Annotated in this window: 10 protein-coding genes and 1 pseudogene; 6 read left to right on the top strand and 5 right to left on the bottom strand. The window is 67.0% G+C overall.

Features of this window, described 5'->3' with window-relative positions; genetic code table 11:
• Positions 1–156 precede the first annotated feature (156 nt).
• Positions 157–9,588, top strand: coding sequence for a DNRLRE domain-containing protein (locus HNR21_RS30705; protein WP_182707897.1), 9,432 nt, complete (start codon positions 157–159; stop codon positions 9,586–9,588).
• 66 nt (positions 9,589–9,654) lie between these two features.
• Here the strand turns inward: HNR21_RS30705 and HNR21_RS30700 are convergent, their stop codons facing one another.
• A complete protein-coding gene (locus tag HNR21_RS30700) occupies positions 9,655–10,290 on the bottom strand; it encodes a hypothetical protein (RefSeq protein WP_182707896.1) in 636 nt (211 codons plus the stop codon).
• Between the two features lie 446 nt (positions 10,291–10,736).
• Here HNR21_RS30700 and HNR21_RS30695 point away from each other — a divergent pair, with 446 nt between their 5' ends.
• Positions 10,737–11,180 carry a hypothetical protein gene (locus HNR21_RS30695; RefSeq protein WP_182707895.1) on the top strand — a complete coding sequence of 148 codons (444 nt, stop codon included), beginning with the start codon at positions 10,737–10,739 and terminating at the stop codon, positions 11,178–11,180.
• 78 nt (positions 11,181–11,258) lie between these two features.
• Here the strand turns inward: HNR21_RS30695 and HNR21_RS30690 are convergent, their stop codons facing one another.
• On the bottom strand, positions 11,259–11,993 hold the full coding sequence (locus tag HNR21_RS30690) for an IS630 family transposase (RefSeq protein ID WP_182707894.1): 735 nt from the start codon (positions 11,991–11,993) through the stop codon (positions 11,259–11,261).
• Positions 11,942–12,271 (bottom strand): annotated as a pseudogene (locus HNR21_RS36685) (helix-turn-helix domain-containing protein); the annotation flags it as partial. The pseudogene HNR21_RS36685 and the gene HNR21_RS30690, both read right to left, overlap by 52 nt.
• Before the next feature lie 596 nt (positions 12,272–12,867).
• Between HNR21_RS36685 and HNR21_RS30685 the strand changes: the two are divergent.
• The 4 genes from HNR21_RS30685 (at position 12,868) to HNR21_RS30670 (ending at position 15,905) form a co-directional block, all read left to right on the top strand.
• Positions 12,868–13,329: a DUF4265 domain-containing protein gene (locus HNR21_RS30685; protein WP_220500366.1), complete on the top strand. Its 462-nt coding sequence runs from the start codon at positions 12,868–12,870 to the stop codon at positions 13,327–13,329.
• A 109-nt stretch (positions 13,330–13,438) separates the two neighbouring features.
• Positions 13,439–14,029 (top strand): hypothetical protein, encoded by a 591-nt coding sequence (locus HNR21_RS30680; RefSeq protein ID WP_182707892.1) that lies wholly within the window; start codon positions 13,439–13,441, stop codon positions 14,027–14,029.
• Between the two features lie 123 nt (positions 14,030–14,152).
• Complete coding sequence (locus HNR21_RS30675) at positions 14,153–14,818, top strand: YdcF family protein (RefSeq protein ID WP_376766609.1); 666 nt, start codon at positions 14,153–14,155, stop codon at positions 14,816–14,818.
• A 397-nt stretch (positions 14,819–15,215) separates the two neighbouring features.
• Entirely contained in the window at positions 15,216–15,905 is a 690-nt protein-coding gene (locus HNR21_RS30670) for a hypothetical protein (RefSeq protein WP_182707891.1), read from the top strand.
• A 264-nt stretch (positions 15,906–16,169) separates the two neighbouring features.
• Here HNR21_RS30670 and HNR21_RS36190 read toward each other — a convergent pair whose 3' ends face one another.
• Together HNR21_RS36190 and HNR21_RS30660 are read right to left on the bottom strand one after the other, a co-directional pair.
• Complete coding sequence (locus tag HNR21_RS36190; protein ID WP_182707890.1) at positions 16,170–17,993, bottom strand: relaxase/mobilization nuclease domain-containing protein; 1,824 nt, start codon at positions 17,991–17,993, stop codon at positions 16,170–16,172.
• 145 nt (positions 17,994–18,138) lie between these two features.
• On the bottom strand, positions 18,139–18,438 hold the full coding sequence (locus HNR21_RS30660; protein WP_182707889.1) for a hypothetical protein: 300 nt from the start codon (positions 18,436–18,438) through the stop codon (positions 18,139–18,141).
• Between the last annotated feature and the right edge of the window lie 539 nt (positions 18,439–18,977).

The raw sequence follows: 18,977 nt of genomic DNA, 5'->3' as shown, positions 1-18,977 counted from the left end.
AAGCAGGGGCACCAGGTGTCATCGGGTGATCACTACGACGCGAGGCAGGCATCGCCGAAGGGCGCGTTCCTCACACGATGGCGGGGGCCGCGAACGGTCGCGGCGGCTCTCGTCGTCTTCCTGACGGCGGGATTGCTCCCCAGCGGGCAGTTCGCGATGGCCAGGGCGGAGGCGGAGACCAGGCCTCGTCCCGTCACCCCCGAGCAGGCCGGTGGAACCGCGGCGGGTCGGCCGCACCGGGTCAAAGCGGACGTCGCGGATGCCGGCGCGGGGACCGAACGTGCTCCCAAGGCGGCCAAGGGCGCGCTGCCGCTGGAGTCTTCGCCGGAGATCCGGCTGACCGGCCAGCCCCTGAGCGGAATCAGCAAGATCACCGAGCATGCCGAGACGCCTGAGCGGGTGCGGGAGACGCTGGGCGAGCCGTCCGGTTTCGACGCCAAGGCCAGCAAGGAGATACCCGGTCGGCGCGGTGAGCGCGTCCAGGTCTTCGCCAACCCCGACGGGACGGAGACGACCCGGTTCCACCAGGGCAGGGTTCACTACAAGGACGCCGACGGAACCTGGCAGCGGATCGACAAGCGGCTCGTCAAGGACGCCACCACCCGGGGCCGGTATCGAGTTCGGGCCGATGATCGACCGGTGTCGTTCGCGGCCACGGCGAACGACCCGGTGCTCGGCGAGCTCCCGATCAGCGAGGGGATCTCGGTCCGGTTCGGCCTCGCCGAGAGCGCTGCCGCCCAGGGCACGGCTGAGGGTGACACGGTCGTCTACGAGGATGTGCGCGGCACCGCCGACCTCACGCTGAGCGTCAGCGACGACGGGATCAAGGAGGTCGTCACCCTCGCGTCACCGCAGGACCCGAGGGTCTGGTACTTCCCTCTGCACCTGGAAGGGCTGACCCCGGTGTTGGCCGAACAGGGCCACGTCGAACTCCGTGACGCCGAGGGGACGGTCCAGGCGCTGATCCCCAGGGGCTGGATGTCCGACTCGAAGACCGACCCGCGTTCGGGGGACGGGGCCAGGTCCGACGGGGTCACCTACAAACTGGTCGAGGTCGACGGCACCCCGGTCCTGCAGATGACCCTGGACGAGAAGTGGCTCGACGACCCCGAGCGGGTCTACCCGGTGAAGGTCGACCCGAGCGTCCTGCGGACGGACACGACCGGTGACACCTACGTCCAGCACCCCTACGTGGCCAACTACGCCAGCGATGTGGAACTGAAGGTCGGCACGTTCAACGGCGGCGCCGACAAGGCCGCCTCCTACCTGCACTGGGTCGATATAGACGAGCAGATCGCGGGCCGCTACATCATCGACGCCAAGCTCGGCGTGTACAACATCTGGGCCTACAACTGCTCGGTGAAAACGCCTGTGACCGTCCACCCGGTGACCGAGCCGTGGTCGGCGGGGGCGCTCACCACCTATCCGGGGCCCAGCTATGGGGCGGCCATCGCGTCCAAGAGCTTCGCCAACGGCGGGGAAGGCTGCGCCGCGAAGTGGGAGACGATCGACCTCGGCGAGGCCGGCGACGCGCTGGTCAAGCGGTGGGCGGACGGCCAGGCGCACTATGGCCTCACGTTGCGGGCGTCGGTCACCGACAACAACGGCTGGAAGAAGTTCGCGTCAGCCAACAGCTCGAACGAGCCGTACCTGGACATCACCCACGGCGCGTTCGGCGCCGACTACGAGATCGTCGGCGGACTGGTGGCGCAGCCGACCAACGGCCAGGCCGGCGAGGTGAAGGTCAAGATCACCAACACCGGTGTCTACAGCTGGTATCCGACCGGGAACGACGAGTTCCAGCTCGGCGTCCGCATGTTCAACCGGGAAACCGGGGCCGAGCTGAACGCCCGGGCGTTCACGCCGCTGCCGTCCATCGTGCCGCCCAGGAGCTCGGTCACGGTCAACGCCCGTATCCCGCAGGTTCCCCCCGGCCAGTACGACGCGGTGCTCGACATGTATCGGCCTATGGGCAAGCTGTGGCTGTCCAGTGAGGGCGTGCGGGTCAAGGCGATGGCCGTGACCTCCGTGGACGTCGGGCCGCGCATCACCGACGTCCAGCCACGCAACAACGCCAGGGTCGGCTCCCTCACCCCGCAGTTGTTCCTCAAAACGCAGAGCGTCGACAACTACCCGGCGGGCGCCACCCACACCTACCAGTTCAGGGTCTGCGGCGGCACGCAGGAGAACCCGGTCGACTGCACGACGTCGGGCTGGACCGCCAATGGATGGCGGGTGCCCGAGGGCAAGCTCAAGTGGGGGACGACCTACTTCTGGCAAGGCACCGCCCGCGAGGGCAGTACCGCCGGGCCGCAGACACAGCCGTTCTACTTCACCCCCGAAGTCGAGCAGCCCGCCATCACCCACCACCTCGCCGGTACCGGTCCCGAGGGCCAGGACCGGGAGGTGGACCCCAAGGTCGGGAACTACACCAGGACCGAGACCGACGCGCAAATCGAGAACGTCGGCCCGCCGATCTCCGTCGTCCGCACCTACAACAGCCGCGACCCGCGCACCGACAACGCGTTCGGCGCCGGCTGGTCGACCCGGTACGACATGCGCGTCGTCCCGGACGCCGATGGCACCGGCAACGTCGTGGTGACCTACCCCGACGGCCAGCAAGTGCGTTTCGGGAAGAACACCGACGGCAGCTTCAACCCTCCGGCGGGCCGGTCGGTGACCTTCGCCGCGCTGAGCGGAGGCGGCTGGAAGCTCGCCGACATGGACCAGAACGCCTACGTCTTCGACGCGTCCGGCCGGCTCATCGAGCTCACCGACCACCGCGGCCGCAAGCAGACCCTGTCCTATGGGACGGACGGCAAGCTCGCGCAGGTCAGCGCCCCCGGTGGGAGGCGGCTGTCGTTCACCTGGTCCGGTGCCCATGTCAGCGAGGTCACCACCGACCCGCCACAGGCGGGCGCCCAGCCGCTGCGCTGGACCTACAGGTACTCCGATGACCAGCTCGTCGAGGTGTGCGCGCCCGGCGACACACCCGGCAACTGCACTCGCTACCAGTACACGGTCGCCTCGCACGCCCGGACGACCATGGCCGACTCCAATCCTCAGTCCTACTGGCGGCTGGGGGAGACCGGCGGGACCGCAGCGGCCAGTGAGGCCGTCGTCCGGCGCGGCGCCGACAACGGCGTCTACCACGATGTACAGCTCGGAGTCGAGGGCTCGCTGACAGGCAGCACCGACAAGGCGGCCCGATTCAACGGCACGTCCTCGTGGGTGGAGTTGCCCGAGGGCCTCGTCCCGGAGAACCTGGCGCACTTCACAATCTCCCTGCGGTTCCGCACCACCGGCGGCGGTGTGTTGTTCTCCTACGACAACCGGCCGGTGAACAGCGACGCGCTCGCCGACAAGCACACTCCTGTCCTGTACGTCGGTACCGACGGCAAACTGCGCGGCCAGTTCTGGAACGGCACCCGCAGCCCCATCACCTCCGCCCAGCCGGTCAACGACGGACGATGGCACCACGCCGTGATCACCGCGGCGGGTGCGTCCCAGACCCTGTACCTGGACGGCGCCCGGGTCGGAACCCTGACCGGAGACATCGTCGGCTTCGAGCAGAAGTACGTCGCGCTCGGCGCCGGGACCTGGACGGGCTGGCCCGCGACCACCGGTGACCGCGGCTTCTTCAACGGCGACATCGACGAAGTGGCCGTTTACGACCGTCCCCTCGGCGCACCCGCCGTTCGCGACCAGGCGGTCATGGGCGCCCCGACGGCACGACTGATCCAGACGACGCTGCCGTCCGGGCGTGTCGCCGCGACCATCTCCTACGACGCGGTCACCGAGCGCGTCTCCTCCTACACCACCTCCGACGGCGGTCTGTGGAAGCTGTCGGAGCCCGTCCTCGAACCCGCCGACGAGCAGGCCGAGGGCGAGGTGGGCGAGGGGACCGCACTCACCACCGTCACGGTCACCGACCCCGCACAGCGGACTTCCACCTACACCTTCGACCTGCTGAAGGGCAGCCGGATCGTCTCGCACACCGACGCGACCGGCGCGACGGTCCGGTACGACTACGACACCGGCGGCTTCCTCGGCCAGATCACCGACGAGAACGGCAACGTCACCCGGCACGGCTACGACGAGCACGGCAACCAGATCTCGTCCACCAGCTGCCGGGCGGCCGGCGACTGCCAGACCACCTACTACGCCTACCACCACAACGCGGCCGACCCGTTCGACCCGCGCAACGGGCAACTGCTGGCCGAACGCGACCCCCGTTCGACCGGGCCCTCCGACAACCGGTACGCCACCACCTACACCTACTCGGCGAACGGCGACCTGCTGACGGTGACGTCGCCGCCCGTCGCGGGTCATCCCGATGGCCGTACCGTCACCTACACCTATACGGACGGGACCGAGGCGGCCAGCGGAGGCGGCACCGTTCCCGCCGGGCTGCCCGCCAGCACCACCGACGAAGCCGGACGCACCACCACCCGGACCTTCACCGCCGCCGGCGATGTCGCCGAGGTCACCCACCCCAACGGGCTCAAGCTCAGGTACGCCTATGACACGCTGGGCCGCAAGATCGCCGAGACGCGCATCAGCGCCGAGCATCCGCAGGGCCTGACCGTCACCTTCGAATACGACGCGAACTCGCAGGTCGTGTCCGAAACCCACCCGGTCAAGACCAACGCGGTGACCGGGCAGGAACACCAGGCGCAGATCCGCTACACCTACGACGCCGACGGCAACGTCCTCTCCGAGGGCATCTACGACCTGAAGACCGACGCCGCGCCACGGATCACCTCGTGGACGTACGACAGTCTGGGCCGGACCCTGTCCCAGACCAGCCCCGAAGGCGGGACGGAGACCTTCGGCTGGGACGAGTTCGGCAACCGGGTCCGGCGCACCGACGAGCGCGGCACCGTCTTCCAGTACACCTACTCCGCGCGCGATGAACTGCTGGAAGTCACGCTCAAGGGATACACCGGCGGCACCCCGACCCCGGAGGCCCCGCGAGACGTCGTCCTGGACTCCTACGCCTACGACCCCGCCGGACGCGTCGCCTCGCACACCGACGCGATGGGACGAACGGTCGCCTACCGGTACTACGACGACGGCGAACTCGCCGACATCACCCTCAAGGGTTTCCGCAACCCGGACGGAACCACCCGCGACATCGTCCTGGAACAGAACGGCTACGACGCCGCGGGGAACCTGACGCGGCAGATCACAGGCGGCGGGAAGGTCCGTACCGACTTCGAGGTCGACGCGGCCGGACGCACCGTCGCCAGCGTCCTGGATCCCGAGGGCCTCGCCCGACGGGTCGAACTCACCTACGACGCCGCCGACAACGTCTCCTCCAGACGAGCCTCCGCCGCTGGAACCACCCGGACCGAACTCGTCGAATACGCCTATGACGTAGACGACAACCCCATCCGCGAAACGGTCGAGGTCGACGGCGAGGACCTGGTCACCACCAGGACATACGACCAGTACGGCAACCTGCTGTCAGAGACCACGCCCCGGGGGAACGCGGCGGGGGCCGACCCGGCCGCCTACACCACCACATTCGGCTATGACACGGCGGGCAACCTCATCAAGGTGACCCGGCCTCCGGTCGAGGTGACCGAGGGGGACGCGGCGCCGGTGGTCCGGCGGCCCGAGATCCTGCAGGGCTACAACGCCTTCGACGACAAGACGCACGTCAAGGACGAGCGCGGGCACATCACCACGCTCGCCTACGACAAGGACGGGCAGGTCACGTCCACCACGCTGCCCCCGTACACCAAGCCCGACGGCACGACGGTCACCTCCACCATGGAGTACGCCTACGACCACGCGGGCAATCTGATCTCCCAGACCGATCCGCTCGGCCGCACCACCAGCTTCACCTACGACCAGCTCGGCAACCTGGTGAAGGTGACCCAGCCGGCCGTCGGCGACCAGACCCCGGTCTGGAAACACGGCTACACCCTGCTGGGTGAGCGCCTGTGGAGCGAGAACCCCGAGGGAGGCCGCACCGAGGCGACCTACGACGACCTCGGGAGGCAGATCACCGCGACCCAGGTCGAACGCCGTCCCGAACCCGGCGCGTTCACCACGACCTTCACCTACGACGACGCCGGGAACCTCCTCACCCAGCGGGCGCCCGGCGGCGGAACCGACCACTTCGTCCACAACGCCGCAGGCGAGACCACCAAGGTCACCGATGCTCTCGGCCGCGTCACCACGTTCGGGTACGACCTGGCGGGACGGCAGAACCGGGTCACCGACCCGCTCGGCACCTCGCTGCGCGTCGTCTACGACCAGGCCGGCCGGCCCACTGACTACATCGACGAGAACGCCGATGGCCAGGAGCTGCGCCGCCGAAGCACCGGTTACGACGCCGACGGCAACCCCGTCACCGAGACCGACGGCCACGGCCGGGTCATGCGCCGTGGCTATGACGCGGCCGGCCGGCTCACCCATACGATCGAACCGGTCTCCGACGCGGAGCAGATCACCACACGGTTCGGCTACGACGCCGCCGGGAACCGCACCCGGCTCACCGACGGACGTGGCAACGTCACCACCTACACCTACACCCCCTGGGGCCTGCAGGAATCGGTGATCGAACCGGCCACGACCGCGCACCCGGCACCGGTCGACCGGGCCTACACCACCGTGTACGACGCCGCCGGCCGTCCCACCGAGCTGCACAAGCCGGGCGGGGTCCAGGTGGTGCGCACCTTCGACGCCCTCGACCGCCTCACTTCCGAACGGGGCTCGGGCGGCGGAGCCCAGGCCGCCGAGCGGTCCTTCGGCTACGACCTGCTCGGCCGGCTCTCCTCGGCGCGTGTTCCCGGCGCGGAGGAGAACCGCTACACCTGGGACGACCGAGGGAACCTGCTGACAGCGCGGGGCCCGTCCGGCAACGGTGATTTCGGTTACGACGCTGAATCGCGTCTGGTCAGCCGTACCGACGCAGCCGGGACCACCACGTTCACCTGGGACGACGCGGGGCAGCTCACCGCTGTCTCCGATCCGCTGTCCGGACGCACCGCGACCTATGGCTACGACGCCGCCGGGCGGCTGGAAAGCATCGGTTACGGCGAGGGCGGTGGACTTCGCCAGTTCGCCTACGATCCGCTCGGACGCGTCCGGACAGACACGCTCAAGGACCCGGACGGGAGCGTCACCGCCTCGATCTCCTACACGCACGACATCGAGGACCGGCTGATCTCCAAGACGACCACGGGCGTCGCGGGAGCCGGCACAAGCACCTACACCTACGACCACGCGGGTCGCCTCACCTCATGGACCGCCCCTAACGGGCAGTTGACCACCTACCGATGGGATGCCGCCGGGAACCGGGTGGAAGCCGGCGACACCACGGCCACCTTCGACGAACGCAACCGGCCGCTCACCGCGGGCGACACCACCTACACATGGACGCAGCGCGGCACCATGGCCACCCGCGCTCAAGGCGGACAGACCCGCTCGTTCACCTTCGACGCCCTCGACCAGATGGTGAGCGACGGAACCACCTCCTACGCCTATGACGCGCTCGGCCGGATGGTGCAGCACGGCAGTGTGCAGTTGGCATACGCGGGTCTGGACAACAACGCGGTAGCGGACGGGACCACCAAGTACGCGAGGGATCCCTTCGGCGAGCCCCTGTCGGTTCTTGCGCAGGGCGGCACCGCGTCCTCGATCCTGACCGACCAGCACACCGACGCGGTCGCCACCTTCGACCCGGCGACCGGCGCGGTGCGGACGTCCACCGCGTTCGACCCGTTCGGACGGCCGGTGTCGGGGTCAGGGACGGGGATGTCGCTGGGATTCCAGGGCGAGTTCACCGACCCGAACACGGGCCTGGTGAACATGCATGCCCGGTGGTACAGCCCGGAACTGGGGTCGTTCATCTCCCGTGACGACTACCTGGCCGAGCCGGAACCGTCCGTCCAGGCCAACCGGTACACCTACGGCAACGCGTCCCCGCTGGAGCACACCGACCCCAGCGGGCGCCTGGCACCGCTGGCGGTGTACATCGCGGCCGTGCTGGCAAAGCTGAGCTGGCGCTGCCTGATGAGCTCGGGCTGCCGTAACGCGGCGATCCGGTCGGCCCAGGCGGCATGGCGTGCCGCCAAGGCCGCGCTGGATGCGGCCAGGAAGGTCATCAGGCCCAGGCCAAAGCCGAAGCCGCCCAGGAGGCCGAAGCCGCCTACGAAGCCGAAGAGGCCCACGAAGCCGAAGACGTCCACGAAGCCGAGGCAGACCAAGCCCACGGTGCGGCGGCCGTCCGTAAGGAAACCGTCCTACCGGCCGCGTACTCCGTCACGCGGCGGCGGCAACACCTCCCGCGGCGGTGGCGGCGGTTCACGCGGCAGTGGTTCGCGTGGCGGCGGTGGCACGAAGGCGTCCCCGCCCAAGCCGAGCCCGGCGCAGGTCGTACGCAACCGGGCGATGACCCCCAAACCGCGCCCGCCGATGCCCAAGACCGCCTCCGGCCGGGCGGCCTCGGGCGACAGGATCCGCGACGCACTGGACAGGGCCGAGACCGTCCTGGACGCCGTCTCCGATGTGGTGGACATCGGTACACAGTTCGGGCTCCTGCCTGCGGACTTCGGCGAGGACATCCACAAGGTCATCGACCCGATCTCCGACGGCATGGGCATGCGCGGTGGCGGCCGGCCCGACCTGCCCGGCAATCCCGGCCGCCGCGACGGCGACTCCTGCGCCATCCCGCAGCGGCAGCACAGTTTCCTGCCCGGCACCCCCGTGCTGATGGCCGACGGATCCACCAAGCCGATCGAGAAGGTCAAGACCGGCGACAAGGTCACCACCACAGACCCCAACACCGGCCGCCGCAGCATCGAGACGGTCCGGGGCACCCTGAGCAACAAGGGCACCAAACGTCTGGTGACGATCACCATCGACACCGACGGCCGCGGTGGCGCTAAAACCGGCACCCTGATCGCAACCGACAACCACCCCTTCTGGCTCCCCCGCGAACACCGCTGGGCCAAGGCCGGCACCCTCAAACCGGGCACCTGGCTGCGCACCAGCACCGGCACCTGGGTCCAGGTAACCAAGATCAGGACCTGGACCGCCCACCACAGGCGCGTCCACAACCTCACCACCACCGGTACCCACACCTTTCATGTGGTGGCCGGGGCGACGCCGATCCTCGTTCACAACACACCCCGCTGTGGACCGGACGACGAGGAAGGACTCGCAGCCGCCGAACGCGCGATTGACCATTTCGATCGCCCGGGAGGTACCACCGGTGCTGTGTATGTGCCAGGGCGCGGATGGTTTAATGACCCACTCTCCTCGGGCAACCGCAACATCCATCAGCTGGTCAAGGATCACCCGGCGCCCAACACCCCGCCAAGTTTTAAGCATCACCTGGAGGCTCAGGTTGCCGCACTGATGAGAATTGGTGCGCTGAGGGGGGCTGATGGTCGCCAGGAGGCTACGCTTTACATCCACTTCTGGAATGATAAAGCTAAGCGAGAGGTATGCGGTGCATGTCACGATCACCTGGAAGACATGCTGCCGAAGGATGCGATCCTGAGGGTCGTGTTCAGGAGGAGGGATGGGAGCATCGCGCGGTCGGATCCCTACATCGGCAATGCGCGCTAACAATTCTGAAAGATGCGCGGCCGGACCTCTGACGGCGGTCCGGCCGCACGCGGTGCGGAGTACTCGCTATACGTTCCGTTTGCGCCAGTCCACTCCTGCGACCTTTTCAAGATTGGACAGGTGGCTGAAATTGGGCGCAGCCGCTGCCACGTACCAGTCGGGTTCGTGTGGGGATGGAATTGCTTCCACTAGTACATTGTCCCCCATGAATATTCGGTCATCCTGTGCGGGTAGTTGCCAGGCGCCGAACGCCACCTCCTCTAGGGTGTCAATAATTTGTGCCAGATTCTCGTCTGAGACGGCAAATGCCTGCATTCTGGCCGGGGCGCCGAAGAATACCTCTCTCACAGTGCTGTGCACCAGGAATTCTGGAAGTTGTTCTGGATTTCGCTCCCAGGGTTGATGGAGTTCGGCATTAAAAACGCTGTTCGGATCTTCCGGGTTGAAGGACCAGTGCCAGTCGCCGGTGGCATCCACCATGAAAGTGGCCATGCCGTCGTCGGCGACCTCGATCTGTTCAGGCGGGATCATCGATGTGACATGTGTGATTTGCGCGTCCCACCGCGAGGTTAGTACATGCCACTCCTGAAGTGGTCGGGGTAGCCAGTTGCAGGAATTGGGTAGAGGCTTGGCGTCCCTGGTCGGAGGGCCGTACCAAATGGTCAGAAAGCCGACCAGGTCAATGTCTGCAGGTTCGATCACATAGTCATTCTCTCACATGCGCATCACTTGCTGTCCAGCCGACTCTGGTCGACCGCTAACCGCAGCGATGGCCGCTGAACGAGGGGCTTGACGCCTTGTGGCAACAAACACCGCTCTGCGTGGAAGGGCTCGGCGCGGTCCATCCCACCGACGACAACGCCTACCTCCTTGATCTCACTCGGCTCGCGGCATCGTCCAAGTTGATACCGATCCCAGTGGCGGCTACCGTTAACTATCAAATCCGACGACAGGCAGGACACGGTGGATCCCGACGATGCCCTCCGCTGCACCTGCTCCCGACTCATGCGTCCGACTTCTTGGGTGAAGCGCAGATGCTCGAGTCACGCGTGCCCAGGGCAGGCATGGCAGGCGATCTTGTCTGGACGCGGGAGAGGGCATCGTGTACGGCACCGCAGGACGCGGATATTTGCAGGAGGCGCCCCACGATGGACGGAGTGGGCGGTTCTCATTATCTCAGATATTGGCATCCGACTTCTCGTGAAGAAAATGGATGTGAGGTGTGCAGTGTAGCGGATGTGGCCGAAAAAGTGCGCCAGGCTGAGGAGGCTTATCGCCAGGCGTGGGTCGACTACTTGCCGGGTGTCTCCATATGGCGGGAGGCCGATGTTCCCGAAGACTCCTTGAGTCTTGGCGCCGCGCCTGACGGATGGGCGATCGTTCATACGGACAGCGAGTTCCTTCAAATGGCCACTCGGAGTGGAAGTGAGCCGGATGGAGTCCTGCGGAGGGTTCAGTTCGACGACTTTCTTGAGATACCGAACGTCTGCTTCATCGACAAGAATCTCGCTGTCGAGGTAATTGCTCTCTGGATGACCAGTGGTGAACTGATGGATGAAGTCGGTTTCTCGGATGATCTATTCAGTTATTGAAAGTTTTGTGTCCTCCGATGCTCTAGCCGTAGATCTAAGGAGATCTTAGGTTTTTAGACTAGTGGAGCATTTCTGCGCTCACCCGGATATGTAGGCAAGGTGTGGGTTCTGGAAGAAGGACAGGAGGAGCCGGGGTGTCTTCTGGAGCCGGTGGAGAGCTCTGGCGGCGAAGAGTTTGAGTTCATCCCGGCTCAGGACCGACTGGCGGCCGACACGGTCACTCTTGACGTTCTTCCAGACCCACTCGTCGGGGTTGAGCTCGGGCGAGTAGGGAGGGAGGAAGAACAGCTCCAGGCGGCCCTGGGTGGAGGCGACGAAGCGTTGGACCATTTTGGCGGTGTGGATCCGGTTCCCGTCCACGATCAGAAACACCTTGCCCTCGACGTCGTCCAGCAGCCGCCGGCAGAAGGTGATGAATTCTGCCGCCTTCAGCCCCTGCTCGGTGACCATGAACCGCAGCTTCCCCTTCGGGGAGACCGCGGAGATCATCATGACCGCGCTGCGGGCGCCGGTCGCCTCGACCACCGGTGTCCGCCCGATCGGCGCCCAGGTGGTGCCGGTGTGGAAGTCGGTGCGGCAGGCCGCCTCATCTGCGAAGAAGATCTCCGCGTCCTCCTGCTCGGCCCGGGCCCGGATCTGCGGATAGATGCGTTCCTTCCATTCGGTGACCTTGTCCGGGTCCTGCCGGTAGGCCCGGTACGGCGGTTTTGCGGCGACATCCCCAGCCGGCGCAGCACTCGTCCGGCCGTCGCCACCGACACCCGCACCCGGAACCGGATCCAGATCAACTCCGTGACCATCTGCCGCGTCCACAACGCGAACCCGAAACTGAGCTGTCGCGGATCACTGCCGATCAAGAGCGCATACAGCTCATCCATTTGCGCACCGGTCAGCTTCGTCGCCGGACCACGCGTCTTCTTCGTCTCCGACGCCTCCGCACCGGCCAGCCGGTAATCACGCCACCAGCCCAGCAACGTCGAGCGGTCCACTCCCGCGATCTCCGCCGCTTTGTCCACTGGAATCTTCGCCTCCAGCATCCGCACCGCCTGCAGACGCTCCTCGAACGTCGATCTACGACCCTTTTTCGCCATAAGACGATCATCTCACTCAAAGATCGCCAAGGTGGAGAAACCCAAGATCTCCTTAGATCAAGGCCTGGACCGCCCACGCTCAACGCGTTCACAACATCACTACCACCGGTACCCACACCTACTATGTTGAGGCGGGGGGACGAACTCTCCTCGTCCACAATACGGGTGACGACGACCGGTTCCGGTTTAGATGCGACGGTCAGCTTCCACTCTTCGTGCTGAGGGACGGGCAGACGGCTTCACCGCAGGATAGGCTGCTCAGCCGTGGTGGGCCGACTGCTGAAAAAGATGTTGACACTGCTACAAGGCAAAGGATTCTCAACCTGTGACGCCCGAGTGAGGGTGAATATAATTACAGGCCAAGAGGAGAGAGTTTGGGGTTGCTGGAGGTGCGGTTTCACCTACTCTGACCCGTCCCTTCTCCAAATAGGCCACATAAATGTCCCTCGAGTGGCAGGCGGAAATCTCTCCGATGTGAATCTGAGAATGGAGGGATGGGCATGCAACACGAGTGCGCAAAATAGGGGTGCGCCATCGCCGGGTCGATCCTGTGCCGAAAGGTATGCGACTGGAGATGTTCCGCGCTCGCGCAGGATATGATCGTTTGGAGAGATGTTGTGAGCTTTCGTATAGAAGTGTTCGTAGGTGCTCAGGACGATGGTCAGCCGGTGTTCGAGGATCTTCTGGTGCGCAAGGTCCGGGACGATGGGCTTCAGGTTCTCAGCACGCCAGTAATGGCGCTAGGGGTGGCCAAGAACGACATCATATGGATTGATGAAGACGCCTGCATATATCAGGTCGGCAAGGCGAATGATTTTCATGCCCTGCAGCTTGTTTGTGTCGATCCTGTTGGCTCTACAACTGTTCGGCTCATTGAGGACAGTGTCCGTCGATTTGGGGGGAGGGTGGATGCGCACAGTGATATGGTTGTTGCGCTGGCACTTCCGTTTTCACTCTCCTTTGCCGAGGTGAACGAACTGATGCGTGCTGTTGGTGCGCATGTCCGGCTGGAAGAATGGTGGATCTCCAGTGAGGCGCCACTTGTTGAGCGAGGGTGAGGCTTCTTCACGGGGGATTCGAAAGAGCTGGAGCCGAGGTCCCGACCCTTTGGGAACCGGTCAGCTTCCGCTGACGCGCCACCCGCTCGACGGGCTCGACCGTCAGGGCATGTACCTGCACGCCCGCTCTCTCGTGCTGCTCGCCGACGCACGACGCGATCAGGGAAAGCTGATCGGGCCGCTGTCCGCCGTGCACGCCTGCCAGAGGGCGCTGTCCCTGTTCACCGAGCTGGACAACCCGCGCCGGGTCGCACAGACTCAGCTGGCCTTGGCAGTGGGCACCGAGATGAACGGCGACCTGCACGAGGCCGCACGCCGCTACCAGGCGCTCGCCTCGGGCGAACGCCTCAGCGGCCGGGACCGCGCCCGTTCCCGCCTATGGATCGGAACGGTCCTCAGCAAAGCCGGTGAGCACGAGTACGCCGCCCGCGTCATGCTCGAGGCCGTCCGCGAGCTGGAGGACCTGGGAGAGACCGAGGACTGGGCGACCGCACAGCAGAAACTCGCACTGGCGTGCCGCGGGATCGGAGCCCTCGACCAGGCGTTTACTTCATCGACATCGCCCGCGGCAGCGGCACCATGGAAACGCCGATGCAGCGCGTTCGGCTCGACACCGTACACGCTCACATCCTGCTGTCGGACAAAGCGGCCTGCGACCATGGGCTGCGCCTGCTCGACCAGACCGCCGAGGCGGCCCTGACCGGCGGGCTGACCCACCAGCTGCACAGCATCCAGGCGATCCGCCGGAGCTTCGAGGAAGCCGACCTGCGACCGGCTCGCCCGAAGAGCCGGCTGATCGTCTGACCGGACCGGGAGGGACATCGTGACCAGCGAGGCCGCCGCCACCACCGCTCATCGGGCCGACGCCCGGATCATCTGGGACTACCACCAGATGCACCACGACCTGCGGCCCTGCTCGGCCGCGATCGGCCTGGGCAGCCACGACCTCGGCGTCGCCGCCTTCGCCGCCGACCTGTTCCACCGCGGCCTGTTCAAGACCCTGGTGTTCTCCGGCGCCAACAGCCCCACCACCGCCGCCCGTTTCCCCCGCGGCGAGGCCGTCCACTACAGCGAGCACGCCATCGGCCTGGGCGTCCCGGCCGAGGCCATCATCGTCGAGCCGAACGCCACCAACACCGGCCAGAACATCACCTACTCCCGCCAGGTCCTCGCCGCCGCCGGCGTCCACGTCGAGTCGGTGCTGCTCATCTCCAAGCCCTACATGGAACGCCGCGCCTACGCCACCGCCCGCAAGGTCTGGCCCGAAGTCGACGTGGTGTGCGCGTCCGAACCGCTCACCTTCGACGACTACATCACCGCCATCGGCGACGAGAAGCTCGTCATCGACATGCTCGTCGGAGACCTCCAGCGCATCATCGAATACCCGGCCCTGGGCTTCGCCGTCCCCCAGGACGTTCCCGCCGAGGTCGAGGCCGCCTACCAGCGCCTCCTGGCCGCCGGCTACGACAGCAGACTCCTGAAGAGATAACGGGGACGGCGGGCGAGCTGTGATCGAGCTCCGCCAGCCCAACCGGTCCGTGCTCATCGACGCTGACAGGCTGCACGCCGTATGGCGTCTCGGTGATCTCTCACTCTCAATGCCCAGATCTGAACATGTCGATCCGTCATGTCGGCACCCCACGCCCGTCAAGGGGACCAGGGCTCACCCGCGTCGGCCTCCATGCGAGCTGGCTGTTGTGTTGCGTAATGCACTGACTGCGGGGCGTGCTGGGGGTCATGATGGGCCGGTGGTTCCCCCAGCGGGCGCGTGGTGGCATCGGAGGTGGGCGATGAGCATGCTCCCTGCCGAAGAGGCCCTGTCGTGAAACGCCCGTGGACTGTCGGCGGAGTCCTGTTCTGCAGGCTGGTCGTGACCACCGGAGAGAGTGAATGAACAGCAGCGCGAGAGGGCCGAGGAGCTGTCAGTGAAGGTGAGAACATCGACGCCGGGGATCGGTCTGTCCGTCCTGCTCGTCGCCGCGCTCGGCATGGTCGGCTGCTCGTCAGGGAACGAGCCGGCGCCACCCGCGGCCTCGAAGGCTCCGGCCGCTCGGCCGGCCTCGCCCACGCCGGACCAGGACCTCGTCACCTGGATCGATCGGGTCTGTGCGGCGACCCGGTTGTTCAACGAGAAGCCGGAAGCACCCAAGCTGGAAGCTCCCGACGGCAGCCTGTCGGATCAGGTTATCCGTGATTCTGCGGCCCTGACCTTTCTGGAGATGCAGGCATATCTCAGTGACATACCGGACATCACCCGGGCCTCGATCGACCTGCTGGAAGGCCTGGGGCCGGAGCCGGTGAAGGGCGGCGACGCGACGGTCGCCGGTTATCGCAGCGCGCTGCGCCGGCTGCTGCCCGAGGTTGAGAAGTACCGTCCGACGCGCAACGACAACGGCCTGCCGGAAAAGACCCGGAAGGTCGCCAAGCTGGTCGATGAACTCAAGACCGACGGTCCCGACCTGGCCGACCTGGTGGCTCGCGAACCCGCCCTGGCGCAGGCGCGCGCCAAGGCGGTGAACTGCGGGCCGGACGGCATGTTCCCGCAGCCCGGCGAAGGGGTTCCGACACCGAGATGATCATCGTGTGTCGGAGCCGAACCGTCCCTGTCAGCCCCGCTGCGACCGGGCCGCGTCTATCAGCTCGACCTGTGACGGCTCTTGCGAACATCGGCTGCTGACCGTACTGCTCGGAGCCGCACTGGGACATGCAACTGATCAAGCGGCAGGAGGCGTTTCTCGCCGTCGATGAGAGGACGCCCCAGGGCTGGTGAGCATCCGAAACGGTCGAGGCACGACTCATGCCCGCAGCGTTCAGTCGTCCAAACCGGATGGGGAGGCTGTTCACCGCGTTGGGCTTCTGCGTCGTTCCGGTGACATCGGGGAAGCTGCTCTTGAGGTCGGTGTGAGGGGCTCTGGAACAGGGGGTCTCCAGGGCAGCGGGTGGTCTGCCGCTGCGAGCTGGAACGCGGAGAGTGTCTGGTCGTCGTGGCCGAACCATGGGGGAGTGCCGGCGGGGGCGGCGCGGTGGAGGTGCTGGTAGGCGGTGCGGGCGGCGGTGGCCTGGGCGATCTGCTGTTGGGTCTGGCGGAGTTGGGCGATGGTCTCGATGAGGGCGGCCAGGCTGGTGAGCAGGGTGATGAGCAGCCGGGTGTTGCGGTCGCCGGTGGTGAGGGCCAGGAGGCGGGCCGTGGTGCGGAGGGTGTTGCCGGCAGGCGTGGGCCGGGGGAGTCGGGCGTAGGAAGGGCGGGCGGCGCGGTCGTAGGCGTCGGCGGCTTTGCGCAGGTGGGGGTTGCCGGTGGCCTGGGCGGCGACGTGCAGGACGTCGGAGGCGGCCCAGCAGGCGTCGGCGGCGGCGTACGGGTTGGTGGCGGCGTAGCGGCGAATGTGGGCGGTGGCGTGGGCTGCGGCGCGGGCGGCGTCCTGGTAGATCGCGTGACGTTCTTCGGCGGTGAGATCCGGCTGGGGCTCTGCGGCGGGGGAGGAGGATGCTGCCCAGCGGCGTTGGAGGGCGGGCAGGGTGAGGTCGTCGGCGAGTTGCCCGCCGCTGTACCAGAGCGGTCGGCGGTCGGGGCCGGTGTGGTCGGGGAGGGTGACGGCGTAGCCGGTGATCTGTGCGGGATCGATGGTGCTGTGGCGGCGGTGGACGAGAATCCCGGCCTTGTGCAGATGGTCGAAGAATTGCTCGGTGGTCCGGGACCGGTCCGCGGCCTGGCGGACGGTGGTCCGGAGCACAGCGCGGGCGGTCCGGCGGGAGAGATGGCGTCCGGTGACCGGATGGTGGTCCGCGGACTGCGGACCGGTCGCCGGACCGGCGGACGGATGGGTGGTCCAGCGGTGGCGGAGCTTGGGGAGGGTGAGGTCGGGGGCGAGTTTCCCGCCGCTGTACCAGATGGGCCGGCCGGAACGATCGGTGTCGCCGGGGAGGGCGACCGCATAGCCGGTCCGCTGGTCCGGATCCTGGCGGCTGAATCTGATTCGGACCAGGATTCCTTCGGCGGCGAGTCGGTCGAAGAAGTCCTGCTCGTCGTGGGCGGCGGCTGCGGCGGTCAGGACCTGGCGGCGCAGTGTGGTGCGGACGGGCTCGGGGCGGTGCTGGCGGCGGGCCTTTTCCGTTTCGCCACGCTTGGGGCGGCGGGCGGCGGTCCGGTCCGCCGGTGCGGTGCGGACCAGTCCGTACGCCTCTTCGATCTCGCGGCAGGCGGCGCGGATGCGGTAGCCGTCGTTCCACACGTCGGGGCGGGTGCCGTCCAGGCGGGCCAGGGTGGCGACGATGTGGATGTGGTCGTCGGCATGGCGGACCGCGATCCAGCGGACCGCCTCGGTGTCGCCGTCCGGGGCCAGTCCGGTGCGGTCCATGATCTGCCGGGCGATGTCGCCCCACTGCTGATCCGACAGCACGGGGTCGTCGGGGTGGGCGCGGACGGACAGATGCCAGACCGGCCGTGCGTAGTTGCGGTCTGCGAGCAGCGCCAATGGCTGCTGCAACAGTGCGTCGAGCCGGCGGAAGTCACGGCTGCCGTCCGGGCGTAACGCGGGCTCCAGCGCCGCCGGGACGTCGAAACCCGCCACGATGTGCGGATCGCGATGCTCATTGAACCTGCCGGGGCCGTACAGGTAGCGGATCAGCCCCTGAACGCGATGTCCCCGCAGGACCTTTCCGATCATCGTGTTGTCGGTCTCCTCGATATCGCGTAGCCGATGCTGGATGGCGCGCAAAAATGTGACTTGCGGAAGGTGGTGTTTTGCCCGCCATGCTCACTTCACAGCGAGCATGACGGATGGAGCCGGGGATGATTTGAGGATTAGCCGATCACGGCAGGCGTTCGCGGATCTGTTCGGCCAGGTCGTCCAGATTCCGTACCGCCGCGCTGACGACTCGCGCGTATTGCTGGAGCGCGTCCGTGGGCTGGCCGAGAGTGTTCAAAGCGGCGACGGCCTGGTTGAGGTTGACGCCTATGCGGCGGACCTGAGCGCTCGCTCGCATCACCTGGCCCATCAGCTCGCGCAACGGCGTGAACGCGGGCGTCTCACCGTGTTCCGCCACGGCGACCAGCACCTGGCCGGCGAAGGCGGCCACCGCCAGCTGCTCGCGTGCGGCGGCCGCGGCCACCGCCGCGTACTCCGCTTCGGTCAGTGGAACCCGTACGCTGCGTGAACGCCGTTCTCCTCGGCTATGCCCCCGACGATGCCCTTGGCGCGGGGTGCCGTGCTCCTTCCTCATCGGCACCCCTCACCGTGTGGACGGACCGCGCCCGGTCCTCGACTCGCCCCCGCTGTTCCCGGGCGAGGAGATATCCACAGGCGCCTGGATCGCGCCGATCCAGGGGAGCATCTGCCATATGCAGCATTTCTTGCTCTGCTCCGCAGCGGGTCCCTGTCCACAGACGAGGAGCGGCCGCCACTGAAGGTGCGAGCATGCCGATAGGAGGCGGTCCCGGCGCGTCGGCCAAGCGGCCGGAGTGCCCATCCGCCACAGCGGGCGGACGACACGCCGCGCGGTCGCTCACGTCCATCGGCTCCTGCCGAAGGCGCTCCTGTCGGAGGAGCCGGTGTGAGGAAGGTGAGCGACGGCCACGGTGATCCCGGCCGTCCGAGGGCCGTGGCGTGCGTGGGCACTTTGGTGCGAGGGCGGCTGCACCATGGTGCTCT

Origin of the sequence: Thermomonospora cellulosilytica (assembly GCF_014138835.1) — a bacterium.
GTDB lineage: Bacteria > Actinomycetota > Actinomycetes > Streptosporangiales > Streptosporangiaceae > Thermomonospora > Thermomonospora amylolytica.
The sequence above is the reverse complement of the archived record's forward strand: the minus strand, read 5'-3'. Positions and strand labels throughout refer to the sequence as shown.